The 12873-nt window shown below is 64.4% G+C and carries 11 protein-coding genes; 9 read left to right on the top strand and 2 right to left on the bottom strand.

Annotated features, from left to right (window positions below):
* Positions 1 to 99 precede the first annotated feature (99 nt).
* Positions 100 to 582 carry a single-stranded DNA-binding protein gene (gene ssb / locus AC2FMM_RS04815; protein ID WP_496680861.1) on the top strand — a complete coding sequence of 161 codons (483 nt, stop codon included), beginning with the start codon at positions 100 to 102 and terminating at the stop codon, positions 580 to 582.
* Positions 583 to 599: 17 nt separating this feature from the next.
* A complete protein-coding gene (locus AC2FMM_RS04810) occupies positions 600 to 1670 on the top strand; it encodes a site-2 protease family protein (protein ID WP_496680864.1) in 1071 nt (356 codons plus the stop codon).
* 5 nt (positions 1671 to 1675) lie between these two features.
* On the opposite strand, the gene aroB is transcribed toward AC2FMM_RS04810, so the two are convergent.
* Together aroB and AC2FMM_RS04800 are read right to left on the bottom strand one after the other, a co-directional pair.
* Entirely contained in the window at positions 1676 to 2788 is a 1113-nt protein-coding gene (gene aroB, locus AC2FMM_RS04805) for a 3-dehydroquinate synthase (RefSeq protein WP_496795931.1), read from the bottom strand.
* Positions 2789 to 3376 carry a shikimate kinase gene (locus AC2FMM_RS04800; RefSeq protein WP_496795930.1) on the bottom strand — a complete coding sequence of 196 codons (588 nt, stop codon included), beginning with the start codon at positions 3374 to 3376 and terminating at the stop codon, positions 2789 to 2791. It abuts the gene before it with no gap.
* A gap of 79 nt (positions 3377 to 3455) precedes the next feature.
* Here AC2FMM_RS04800 and AC2FMM_RS04795 point away from each other — a divergent pair, with 79 nt between their 5' ends.
* From AC2FMM_RS04795 to AC2FMM_RS04765, 7 genes are all read left to right on the top strand, one after another.
* Positions 3456 to 3605, top strand: a complete 150-nt coding sequence (locus tag AC2FMM_RS04795) for a hypothetical protein (protein WP_496680870.1) — start codon at positions 3456 to 3458, stop codon at positions 3603 to 3605.
* The gene (locus AC2FMM_RS04790) at positions 3595 to 5121 is read left to right on the top strand and encodes a hypothetical protein (RefSeq protein ID WP_496795929.1); all 1527 of its coding nucleotides are present in this window, start codon (positions 3595 to 3597) and stop codon (positions 5119 to 5121) included. The genes AC2FMM_RS04795 and AC2FMM_RS04790 overlap by 11 nt, the downstream gene beginning before the upstream one ends.
* 2 nt (positions 5122 to 5123) lie before the next feature.
* A complete protein-coding gene (locus tag AC2FMM_RS04785) occupies positions 5124 to 6074 on the top strand; it encodes a tyrosine recombinase (protein ID WP_496795928.1) in 951 nt (316 codons plus the stop codon).
* Positions 6075 to 6142: 68 nt separating this feature from the next.
* Positions 6143 to 7450 (top strand): HlyC/CorC family transporter, encoded by a 1308-nt coding sequence (locus AC2FMM_RS04780; RefSeq protein WP_496687153.1) that lies wholly within the window; start codon positions 6143 to 6145, stop codon positions 7448 to 7450.
* A gap of 94 nt (positions 7451 to 7544) precedes the next feature.
* Positions 7545 to 9962 carry a GcvT family protein gene (locus AC2FMM_RS04775; protein ID WP_496795927.1) on the top strand — a complete coding sequence of 806 codons (2418 nt, stop codon included), beginning with the start codon at positions 7545 to 7547 and terminating at the stop codon, positions 9960 to 9962.
* A gap of 31 nt (positions 9963 to 9993) precedes the next feature.
* Positions 9994 to 10599: a nucleotidyltransferase family protein gene (locus tag AC2FMM_RS04770; protein ID WP_496795926.1), complete on the top strand. Its 606-nt coding sequence runs from the start codon at positions 9994 to 9996 to the stop codon at positions 10597 to 10599.
* Positions 10600 to 11342: 743 nt separating this feature from the next.
* Complete coding sequence (locus AC2FMM_RS04765; RefSeq protein ID WP_496795925.1) at positions 11343 to 12770, top strand: DegQ family serine endoprotease; 1428 nt, start codon at positions 11343 to 11345, stop codon at positions 12768 to 12770.
* Positions 12771 to 12873 lie beyond the last annotated feature (103 nt).

Here is a 12873-nt window from a genome sequence, read left to right as displayed (position 1 = left end):
ATCATCCGTGTTCCAACCCGCGCGCGGGGGGTATAGGGTTCGGGTGAACACCGCGCGAGATTCGCGCCCCAACCCGCAAGACAGGATACGAGGAAAAACATGGCAGGTTCAGTCAACAAGGTCATTCTGATCGGCAATCTCGGGCGTGACCCCGAGGTTCGGTCGTTTCAGAACGGAGGCAAGGTCTGCAACCTGCGCATCGCCACGTCGGAAACCTGGAAAGACCGCAATACGGGCGAGCGCCGCGAACGGACCGAGTGGCACTCGGTCGCGATTTTCAACGAGGGCCTGGTCCGGGTGGCCGAGCAATACCTTCGCAAGGGGTCAAAGGTTTACGTCGAAGGCCAGTTGCAGACCCGCAAATGGCAGGATCAGTCCGGTCAGGACCGGTATTCGACCGAGGTCGTTCTGCAAGGGTTCAATTCGACCCTCGTCATGCTGGATGCCCGCGGAGAAGGCGGCGGCGGCGGTTACGGTGGCGGCCAGTCCGGCGGTTACGGAGACCCCTATGGCGCACCGATGGGCGGCAGTTCACCAGCCCCGGCCTCGGGCGGGATCGACGACGACGAGATCCCGTTCTGATCTGACGGAGCCAGAAAATGACATGGTCCTTCGCCGTCGGTCGTCTGCTTGGCTCGGAGCTGAGGGTCCATGTCACGTTCTTCATTCTGTTGGCCTGGGTCGGCTTCGCGGCCTATGCCGAGGGCGGCCTGCCCGCCGCATTTGACAACATCCTGTTCGTTCTGGCGCTGTTTGCCTGCGTGGTCGCCCATGAATTCGGCCACGCGCTGATGGCCCGCCGCTATGGCATCCGCACGCCGGACATCACGCTTCTGCCGATCGGCGGGCTGGCCCGGCTGGAGCGGATGCCGGAAAAGCCCATGCAGGAAGTTGCCGTTGCGCTAGCCGGGCCGGCGGTGAACATCGTGATCTGGCTGGTGCTGGTGGGTCTGGGTGCGGGCATTCAGATGGATGTAATGGCCCATATCGACTCGGCGCGCGTCGATCTGTTCAGCCGGCTGGCGTATGTGAACCTTTTCTTGGCGGTATTCAATCTGATCCCGGCCTTTCCGATGGATGGTGGCCGGGTGTTCCGGGCGCTGCTGTGCCTAAAGATGGACCGGGTCAAGGCCACGCGGGCCGCTGCCTCGGCCGGTCAGATCGTGGCGGTGGGTTTCGGCTTTCTGGGGCTTAGCACCGGAAACCCGATCCTGGTCCTGATCGCGGTGTTCGTCTTCATCGCCGCCAATGCCGAGAGCCAGGATGTCGAGATGCGCTCGATCGCGCGCCGAGTTCTGGCCCGCGACGCGATGATCACCGAGTTCCACGCACTGACGCCGCAGGACACGCTGGGTACGGCCGCGCAGGCCGTGATCCAGACCACCCAGCACGAGTTTCCGGTGCTGGGCCCCGACGGGCAACTGCTGGGCTTCGTGACGCGCAACCGGTTGTTCGCAGCCCTCGCCGGCGAACACCCCCGGTCCGAACCGGCCACATCGGTCATGGAGACCGAGATTCCCATCGTATCGCCAGCCGGCGGGCTCGAGGCAGTGCTAGACGGGTTGCACGGCGGCGCTCCGGCGGTGGCCGTGTGCACCAGAGCGGGGCAGATGGTCGGGTACATCACCCGCGAAAACATCGGCGAACTGATGGTGATCCGGGGACGCTGAGACCGTCAGCAGGTCGCCAGCGCATCCTCGAGCACGGACAAAACCGCATCGCGCGGCACGTCCGAAGTCACGAAGGCCTGCCCGATTCCGCGCGCCAGAATGAACCGCAACTGACCGTCCACCACCTTCTTGTCCTGGGCCATCAGATCGACCAGCGCCCCCGCCGCCGGCAAATCGCCGGGAATGTCGGCGAGGTCAGTCTTCATCCCCATCGCGCGCAGATGCGCCCGAACGCGGCTGGGGTCTTCCTGCGAACACAGGCCCAGGCGCGCCGACAGTTCGAAGGCCAAGGCACAGCCGATGGCCACGCCCTCGCCATGCAGCAACCGGTCGGAATAGCCGGTCGCGGCCTCGAGCGCGTGGCAGAAGGTATGGCCCAGATTCAGCAACGCCCGGTCGCCCTGTTCGGTCTCGTCGCGCGCGACGATGTCGGCTTTCATCTGCACCGAGCGCGTCACTGCCTGAACCCGGGCCGCCATGTCGTCCTCGGCCAACGCGGGGCCGTTGCGTTCCAGCCATTCAAAGAATTCGGCATCGCCCAGCAGCCCGTATTTCACGACCTCGCCATAGCCCGCCAGAAAATCCCGCGCCGTCAAGGTGCCCAGAACCGAGGTATCGGCCAGCACCAGCGACGGCTGGTGGAAGGCGCCGATCAGGTTCTTGCCTTGCGGGGCGTTGATGCCGGTTTTGCCGCCCACCGAACTGTCGACCTGCGCCAGCAGCGAGGTCGGGATCTGCACGAACCGCACCCCCCGGCGAAGCACGGCAGCGGCAAACCCGGCCAGATCGCCGATCACCCCGCCGCCAAAGGCTACGACGACATCACGGCGCTCGACCTTTTCGGCCAGCAGCCATTCGACCGCGCGTTCGAAATGGGGCCAACTCTTGGTTGCCTCACCCGGCGGCAGCGCCAGGGCAGTCATCTCGACACCGGCCGCGGCCAGCCCGGCACGCAGCGCGTCCAGATGCAGCGTGGCAACCGTTTCATCCGTCAGTACAGCCACACGCGGGCGGGGCAACAGCGGCCTGATCCGCATCCCGGCCTCCGCCAGCAGGTCCGGCCCGATTTCCACGTCATAGGACCGTTCGGCCAGATCAACGAATACGGTTTGATGCATCTACTTCAGTTCCAGAACGTCAGAGCGCGTCGCCAGTTTCTCCAAGACCCGGTCCACCATGTCCTCGATCGCAGTTTCGCCATCCGATTCCACGACCAGATCGGCCTTTTGGTAAAGCGGAACGCGTGCTTGGTACAAGGCGCTCAGCGTCGCATGCGGATCGGGGGTGCGCAGCAGCGGCCGTGTGTCCTTGTGGCGGACGCGGTTCCACAGCACCTCCAGATCGGCCCTCAGCCAGACCGACACGCCGCGCTCTGATATCATCCTGCGGTTCGCCTCGGACAGGAAGGCGCCGCCGCCAGTCGACAGAATGCCTTTCTGCTCGTCCAGCAACCGGCCGATGACCTGGCTTTCCTTGGCCCGAAAGAATGCCTCGCCATCGCGCTCGAAGATCTCGGGAATGGTCATGTTGGCGGCCGATTCGATCTCGGCATCGCTGTCCAGGAACGGCACGCCCAGCCGCGCGGCCAGCGCCCGGCCCACCGCCGTCTTGCCAGCGCCCATCATGCCGACCATAACCACCGTTTTGTGCAGGTCATAGGCCGGCCGGACCGATGCCGGCGATGCGTTATGCTTAATTTCGCTCATTTCCCCGTGAATGACGTGATCTTAGAAAAAATGCCAGTTATAACTTGGCCAAAATCAAAATTTGAGGCAGCGTTTCGCCATGGGCCGTCTGATCAAACTCCTCCTGTACCTCATCTGCCTGAGTTTCATCGGGCTGGTAGCTTATGCCTATCTGGGGCCGTATTTCGGCGCGGATTTCTCGGCCCCGCAAAGCGAAATCAGCGAACCGGTCATCCTGAATGTGGACTAGGGCCGCGGCGGTGACGATTGCCCTGGCCGGGCAGGTCGCCGCACAGACGACCGAGCCGCTGTCGGCGATCGACTGGCTGAAGGAACCGGGCGACCTGCTGCCGGGAACGGTGATGCTCGAACCTCCGGTGGCCGATGCGGTGGCGGCCCCGCAGATCCATGTAACTCCGCTCGAGGCGCTGTCGCAGCCACTGGGGTTGGTGGATGCCTCGGTGACGGGGCTTCCGGTGGATCTGTGGCGCCCAAGCGACCCGGCCCGCCTGGCCCGACTGATCGGGCAAGTTCCGGTGAAATCCAGCCCGGCCATGCAAAAGCTGATGTTCACCTTGCTGCTGACCGAAGCCCGCGCGCCGTCGGGCGGCGCGGATCCCGACACCCTGCTGCTGGCGCGACTGGATCGCCTGTTCCAGTTGGGGGCGGCCGACCCTGCGCAGGCGCTGGTGCAACAGGCCGGGCCGGCGGCTTCACCGGACCGGTTTCGCCGCTGGTTCGACACGACCTTGCTGACCGGCGACGAGGACCGCAGCTGTACCGCGCTCATCGCGCAACCCGGCCTGTCCCGCGACTACCGCGCCCACATTTTCTGCAAGGCACGCCGCGGTGACTGGGCCTCGGCCGCGCTCGTGCTCGAGGCCGCCCACGCGCTCGAGATCCTGCCGACAGAAACGCTGGACCTGCTCGACCGGTTTCTAAGCCCCGAGATGTTCGAAGGCGCCCCCTATCTTCCGCAACCCCAGGACCCCGACCCGCTGACCTTTCGCCTGTTCGAGGCCATCGGCGAACGGCTGCCCACCGCGTCGCTGCCGCGCGCCTTTGCCAATGCCGATCTGCGCGACGTCGCCGGCTGGAAGGCCCAGATCGAGGCGGCCGAGCGCCTGACCCGCATCGGAGCGTTGACCCCCAACCACCTGCTGGGTCTCTATACCGAGCGCGCCCCGGCGGCCTCGGGCGCCGTCTGGGACCGCGTCGCCGCGGTACAGCGTTTCGAGGCCGCGCTGGACGGCGGCAAGCCGCAGGCCGTCGCGGATGCGCTGATCGCGGTCTGGGCGCAGATGGAAACCGTCGGGCTGCAGGTTCCCTTTGCCGAGCTGTTCGCGGACCGTCTGGCGCCCCGCCCCCTGCCCGGCGCCGAGGCCGAGAACCTGCGCTGGCGCATTCTGCTGCTGTCCGAGCTGTATGAAGACGCAGCCCAATCCGTGCCCGATGGGCCAACTGCCAATGCTTTTCTGGCCGCGCTGGCCCGGGGGATGCCCGATCGGGCCCCGTCGCCGTCGCCGCTGTCCGATGCGATCACCGAAGGCTTTGCCTGGGCCGCCCCGGTCCCGCCCGACCTGCAGACTATGCTGGATCAGAACCGGTTGGGCGAAGCGATTCTGGAAGCGATGCAGCTTTATGCCCAGGGCGCGCGCGGCAACCTGGTGGACTTGACCGCCGCCATCGCAACCTTCCGCAGGGTCGGGCTCGAGGATACCGCGCGGCGGGCGGCGCTGCAGCTGCTGATCCTGCAGGGGGTCTGACCGTGCCGGGGCCTGAAACGCCAGAGCTGTGGATCTCGGCCTTTCTCGAAGCGCAGGCCGCCGAGCTGGGCGCGGCAACCAACACGCTGCTGGCCTATGGGCGCGACTTGAAGGACTTCGCGGGATGGCTGAGCCGTCACGGCAACGGATTTGCCCAGGCCGACCAGACCCAGATCGAGGCCTATCTGATCGACTGCGATGCCGAGGGCCTGTCGCGCGCGACCCGGGCTCGCCGCCTGTCCGCCATCAAACAGCTGTACCGCTTCGCTTTCGAGGAAGGCTGGCGCGACACCAACCCCGCCATCCAGATCAAGGGACCAGGCCGGCAAAAGCGCCTGCCCAAGACGCTGGACGTGGCCGAGGTCGACCGCCTGCTGCAGGCCGCGCGCCAGACCGGCCGCACCCAAGCCGACCGGCTGCGCAACACATGCCTGATGGAGCTGTTGTACGCCACCGGCATGCGGGTAACCGAATTGGTTTCGCTGCCCGTATCCGCAGCGCGTGGCGACCCGCGGATGCTTCTGGTTCTGGGCAAGGGCGGCAAGGAACGGATGGTGCCCCTGTCGCCACCGGCCCGCGATGCGTTGGCCGCATGGCTGGCTGCGCGCGATGCGGCCGAGGAGGCGACCGTGGCCAAAGGCGGACAGAGGTCACGCTTTCTGTTTCCGTCGCGCGGCAAGTCCGGGCACCTGACCCGGCACAGGTTCTTCCTGCTGGTCAAGGAATTGGCGGTTCAAGGCGGTGTGTCCCCCGACAAGGTCACCCCGCACACGCTGCGGCACGCCTTTGCCACGCATCTATTGGCCAACGGGGCCGACCTGCGTTCGATCCAGACCCTGCTGGGCCATGCCGACGTGGCCACGACCGAGATCTACACGCATGTTCTGGACGAGCGGCTGTCGGAATTGGTGTTGCAACATCACCCCCTTGCCAGGAACGACACCGAGGACTAGGGGCTTCCCCTTGATCGCATGCCCCCGCGACCCCATAACCAAGGCGCGACAACAATCATAGTGGAACGATGGACCCTGACCCTTCCCTTTTCGACAGCGCCTTCTGGATCACCACCGTCTCGATCCTGTTCCTGCTTGTGCTGTCCGGCTTCTTCTCGGGCTCGGAAACGGCGCTGACCGCGTCGTCTCGGGGCAAGCTGCGCGCGCAGGCCGACAAGGGATCGCGCGGCGCGCAAAAGGCGCTGGAAATCACCGACGACAACGAACGGCTGATCGGGTCGGTCCTGCTGGGCAACAACCTGGTGAATATCCTTGCGGCCTCGTTGGCGACGGCTCTGTTCACGCGGCTGTTCGGCGAAAGCGGCGTGGCACTGGCTACGCTGGTCATGACCCTGCTGGTTCTGATCTTTGCCGAAGTTCTCCCCAAGACCTATGCGATCACCAATGCCGAAAAGGCCGCCGCTGCGGTCGCCCCGGTGATCGGTGTTGTCGTTACGGTGTTTTCGCCGGTGGTGGCCGCCGTGCGCCTGCTGGTGCGCGGGGTATTGCGTTTGTTCGGTGTACGGATCGACCCGGACAGCCACATCCTTGCCGTGCGTGAAGAGATCGCCGGCGCCCTGCAACTGGGCCATTCCGAAGGCGTCGTCGAAAAAGAGGACCGCGATCGCATCCTGGGGGCGCTTGACCTCGGCGACCGCACGGTCGAGGAAATCATGCTGCACCGCTCGAATATCGAGATGATCGACGCCGATGCCGACCCCGAAGCGATCCTGAAACAGTGTCTCGAAAGCCGTCACACGCGCCTGCCGGTGTTCCGCGACCAGCCCGAAAACATCGTGGGTGTCGTGCATGCCAAAGACCTGTTCCGCGCCATGTACGCGCAGGCCGGCGGCGGCGAGGGCGGTGCCGAGCGGCTGAAGTCATTCGACATCCTCAAAGTGGCCAACGCCCCGTATTTCGTGCCGGAAACCACCACTCTGGACGACCAAATGCGGGAATTTCTGCGCATGCACAGCCATTTTGCGCTGGTGGTCGATGAATACGGATCGCTTCAGGGGCTGATCACGCTCGAGGACATCCTCGAAGAAATCGTGGGCGAGATCGCGGACGAGTTCGACGTGGACGAAGATGTGACGATTACGCGCACCGAAGACGGTCAGTACCTGGTCGAAGGCTCGATGACCATCCGCGACCTGAACCGTGCGATGGACTGGAACCTGCCCGATGACGAGGCCAACACCATTGCCGGGCTGGTGATCCATGAGGCGCAGATGATCCCGACCGTTGGTCAGGTGTTCTCGTTCCACGGCTTCCGGTTCGAGGTCGTCGAACGCGAGGGCAACCGGATCACCTGGTTGAAGGTGCGGCCGCTCTGACGGACGGCCGGCGGAAACGACAAACTCGGTCGTTTTCGTGACAGATACCGCCGCGGCACCCCTGCACCTTCGGGCCAGACGCAAGGAGGTGCGGATGAAATCGACGTGTCAGGTTGCCGTGATCGGCGGTGGAGTTGTCGGGTGTTCGGTGCTGTATCACCTGACCAAGCTGGGTTGGTCGGATGTGATGCTGCTGGAACGGTCGGAACTGACCAGCGGATCGACCTGGCACGCGGCGGGCGGGTTCCACACGCTGAACGGCGACACCAACATGGCCGCGCTGCAAGGCTATACCATCCGGCTGTACAAGGAGTTGGAAGAGATCACCGGCATGTCCTGCGGGCTGCACCATGTGGGCGGCATCACCTTGGCCGACAACCAAGACCGGTTCGACATGCTGCTAGCCGAGCGCGCCAAGCATCGCTTCATGGGGCTGGAGACCGAGATCGTCGGCCCCGACGAGATCAGGAAGATTACCCCCATCACCAATACCGACGGCATCATCGGCGCGCTGTATGATCCGCTGGACGGGCACCTCGACCCTTCGGGCACGACCCATGCCTATGCCAAGGCCGCACGAATGGGCGGTGCCACCATCGAGACCCACTGCATGGTGCGCGAAACCAACCAGCGCCCCGACGGCACATGGGACGTGGTCACCGACAAGGGCACCATCCACGCCGAGCATATCGTCAACGCCGGCGGCCTTTGGGCGCGCGAGGTGGGCGCGATGGCAGGCATCTACTTCCCGCTGCACCCGATGGAGCATCAATACCTCGTCACCGACAACATCCCTCAGATCGAGGCGATCATCGACACGGGAGGCGAGCATCCGCACGTCATGGACCCGGCCGGCGAGAGCTATCTGCGGCAGGAGGGGCGCGGCCTTTGCATCGGCTTCTACGAACAGCCCTGCAAGCCTTGGGCGGTGGACGGCACCCCTTGGGATTTCGGCCACGAACTGCTGCCCGACGATTTCGACAAGATCACCGACAGTATCGAATTTGCCTATCGCCGTTTCCCGGTTCTGGCCGAGGCCGGGGTGAAATCTGTGATCCACGGCCCGTTCACTTTTGCCCCCGACGGTAACCCGCTGGTCGGGCCGGTGCCGGGCGTGCGCAACTACTGGTCGGCCTGCGGCGTGATGGCCGGGTTCAGCCAGGGCGGCGGCGTCGGTCTGACGCTGGCGCAGTGGATGATCGAGGGCGAGCCCGAGCGCGACGTCTTTGCCATGGACGTGGCCCGGTTCGGCGACTGGATCACCCCGGGCTATACCCGTCCCAAGGTGATTGAGAATTATCAGAAGCGTTTCTCGGTCGCCTACCCGAACGAGGAACTGCCCGCCGCTCGGCCCAACCGCACCACGCCGATGTATGACATCTTCAGCGATCTGGGCGCGGTCTGGGGCCAGCAATACGGTCTGGAAGTGCCGAACTACTTCGCGCAAGAGGGCGAGCCGACCTATGAAACCCCCTCCTTCCGCCGCTCGGACGCCTTCGCGGCAACCGGCCGCGAAGTGCGCGCCGTGCGCGAGGGCGTCGGCATCAACGAGGTGCACAATTTCGGTAAATACCTAGTCACCGGCCCCCGTGCCCGCAACTGGCTGGATCGGATCATGGCGGGTCGCATCCCCAAGCCGGGCCGCCTGTCGCTGACCCCAATGCTGTCGCCCAAGGGCAAGCTGATCGGCGACTTCACGGTTTCCTGTCTGGGTGAGGAGGAATTTCAGCTCACCGCCTCATACGGCGCGCAGAACTTCCACATGCGCTGGTTCCAGATACATCAGGAAGACGGCGTAACCGTCGAAAATATCAGCGACAAACGCAACGGCTTCCAGATCGCAGGCCCCAAGGCCCGCGAGGTTCTGGCCGCCTGCACCCGCGCCGATATCAGCGACATGCGCTTCATGGACGTGCGGCGGATGGTCGTCGGCATGACCGACTGCATCGTGCAGCGTGTCAGCTATACCGGCGATCTGGGGTTCGAGATCTACTGCGATCCGATGGCGCAGCGCCAGCTCTGGTGGACCCTGTGGCAGGCCGGGCAACCGCACGGCATCACCCCCTTCGGCATGCGCGCGATGATGAGCCTGCGGCTCGACAAGTTCTTCGCCTCGTGGATGCGCGAGTTCTCGCCCGACTACACGGCGGCCGAAACCGGGCTGGACCGCTTCATCGCCTTCAACAAACCCGCCGATTTCATCGGTCGCGCCGCCGCCGAGGCGGAACGTGCGACCGGCTCCGCGCGCAGGTTGGTGGCCTTCGAGGTCGACGCCGACGACGCCGACGTGAACGCCTATGAACCGATCTGGCTGGACGGCAAGGTCGTGGGCTTCTGCACCTCGGGCGGTTACTCGCACCACACAGGCAAGTCGATCGCGATGGGCTTCCTGCCCACCGACCGCATCTCTGACGGCCTGCAGGTGGAAATCGAGATCCTGGGGCAGATGCGCAAGGCCCGCGTGCTCTCGACCCCGCCCTTTGACGCGGATGGCGCACGCATGCGCGGGTGACAACGCCCGCGCCGCGCGTCATGGTGGCGGCATGAACACCATTCCCATCATCCTCCTTGCCGCTGGCCGATCCAGCCGCATGGGGGGGGCCGATAAGCTGATGCAGGAAATAGACAGCCAGCCCCTGTTGCGCCGGACGGCGGAAATCGCCCAGGCCGTGGCCCCGGTCATCGTGGCCCTGCCCCCGGCCCCGCACCCACGCCACGACGCACTGGCCGGACTGGATGTGCGCGTGGTTCCGGTCACCGACGCAGAGGAAGGCATGAACGCCAGCTTGCGCGCGGCCCTGAATCACGTACCCGATACAGCCGACGCCGCGATGATCTTGCTGGCCGACCTGCCGGACTTGACGGTCGACGATCTGGCAAAGGTGCTGCGCTCGGTCAGCGAAAACCCGGACTGCCTGATCTGGCGCGGATCGGCAAGCGACGGCACCCCCGGTCACCCGGTGGTCTTCGCATCATGTCTGTTTCCGCAGCTGCGTTCATTGACCGGAGATTCCGGCGCGCAGAGTGTCGTCAGAGCCCATCGCGACAAAGTCCATATCGAACCCCTGCCGGGGACCAATGCCACCCGCGATCTGGACACGCCCCGGGACTGGGCCGACTGGCGAGCCGGTCGGCAGGCCAAAAACTAACACGGCCCGATCTTTTCAGACCGGGCCGGTTGCCCAAAAATGCAGGACTACCACTTTCACCTTTTCCGGAAACGCGCCCGACGCATCAGAAGATGAACGGACGTGGCTCTGCAGAACTGAAACAAGACCCCCTCGTTAACATGCCACTGGCATTCCCGGTAATCGAGATCTGCCTGGAGACACCCCCTTGATGTCTGTCAGGCCCCCTTTTTGGACAATTTCATCGTCACCGATCATTCGCTTCAAAACAATAAAAAATTCGTCGCAAGGCCCAACAAGGTTCAATTTGACGTAGCGCCCGCACAGTATGAATCTCGGCCATGTTCTACCCATGGCAGAGTTGCGGAACTTGACCGGCCGAACTACCAGAGCGTTCAATCGTTCTGTCACGGGAGCGTGATTAAAAATAGTGTACTGAATGACATCAGATACTGAGCGACGTTTTCAAAGACATACAACCTAAGCGAGACTATCCAACTCATAACTCCGGCCTCGTCGCCGTTGTAGCCCCTGAGTGATCAATGCAACACTTTTCTACTATTAGCGCCCTTTTCGGCAACAATCCGACGATTCGCGCAGAATCGAATCCCGGAAAACCGCCTGCGCTCGTCGGGCATAGACCGCAAGAAAATGGCAGAATTAAGAAAATTTAACCATCAGGTCAGAAAACCCACAGGGCCGTCCTCCATCTTTCCGTCAAAGAAATGATCCTCTGCGACGAATCCAAGGAGCACAGTCGAGACATGAATACCCGCAAGCCCCTCTTGAACGCTTTCCGTACACCCCGTCTGTTTGGCGCGGCCGCTCTGAGCGCCGCCCTGCTGGCCGGGACCGCGATCCCGTCCCTGGCCGACGAGCGGGTGGCCGATCTGGTCGAATCCGTATCGCCCGCCGTCGTGACCATCATCGCGACGCAGGACGCCGCCCCGATGCCGGCCGGCAGCCCCAATTTCGATTTCGAAGGACATCCTTTTGGCGAATTCTTCAAGCGTTTCGGTGCCCCCGAAGGCATGGACATTCCGCGGCAGGGCCCCCGTCAGGGGCTGGGCTCCGGCTTTGTCATGGATGCTGATGGCTATATCATTACCAACAACCACGTCGTCGAGGGTGCCAACAAGGTCACAGTGCGCCTGCATGACGACCGCAGCTATGAAGCCGAGATCATCGGGACCGACCCGCTGACCGACCTCGCGCTGCTGAAAATCGAAGCCGATACCCCTCTGACCGCAGTGCCGCTGGGCGACAGCGACGAAATCCGCGTGGGTGAAGACGTTGTGGCCATCGGCAACCCCTTCGGGCTGAGCTCGACCGTCACCACGGGCATCGTCTCGGCCAAGGGGCGCAACATCTCGGATGGCCCCTATGCTGAATTCATCCAGACCGACGCAGCAATCAACAAGGGCAACTCGGGCGGCCCGCTGTTCAACATGGAAGGCGAAGTCATCGGCGTGAACTCGGCCATCTATTCGCCCACGGGCGGCTCGGTCGGGCTGGGCTTTGCCGTGACGTCAAACATCGTTGAACACATCGCCCAGGACCTGCGCGACGACGGGCAGATCAGCCGCGGCTGGCTGGGGGTCTCGATCCAGAATATCAGCCCTGAACTGGCCGCCGCCATGGGGATAGAGGGCACCACTGGTGCGTTGGTCTCGGACGTGGTTCCCGGCAGCCCGGCCGACGGCGTGCTTCAGCAGGGTGACGTGATCGTCGCGTTCGACGGCGAACAGGTCGACAACAGCAGCGAATTGCCGGTCCTGGTTGGCACCACAGCCATCGGCACCGACAGCAAGCTGACCGTACTGCGCAACGGCAAGACCGAGACGCTCAACGTCACCATCGGCCAGCACCAGACCGAAACCGCCGCTGCGGCGCCCGACAAGGTGGCCGGCAAGACGCTGGGCGTGACCGTCGCACCGCTGACCGACACCACGCGCGCCGAGATGGGCGTGCCGGAAAACGTGCACGGCGTGGTTGTCACGGCACTGCAGCCCGACAGCCCCGCCGCAGAGGCCGGTCTGCGCCGCGGTGACGTCATCGTCCGGCTGGGCCGCGCCGAGATCGACACGCCCCAGGATCTGAAGAAGGCTCTGAGCGATCAGAAGGACGGCCCGGCGCTGGTGCTGATCAACCGAGGCGGCAACCAGATCTTCGTTGCCGTCGAGGTGGCCTGACGCTTGTCCCCGCGCGCGCCGCATGATGGGGATATCGGCGCGCGCATCCCCCCGCCCGCACGTCATGTCCGCGTGCGACGGGGCTGCCGGGTGCGATTTCCGC

Source organism: Ruegeria sp. BHSC043, assembly GCF_059612985.1.
This window is presented reverse-complemented; position numbering and strand designations above follow the sequence as displayed.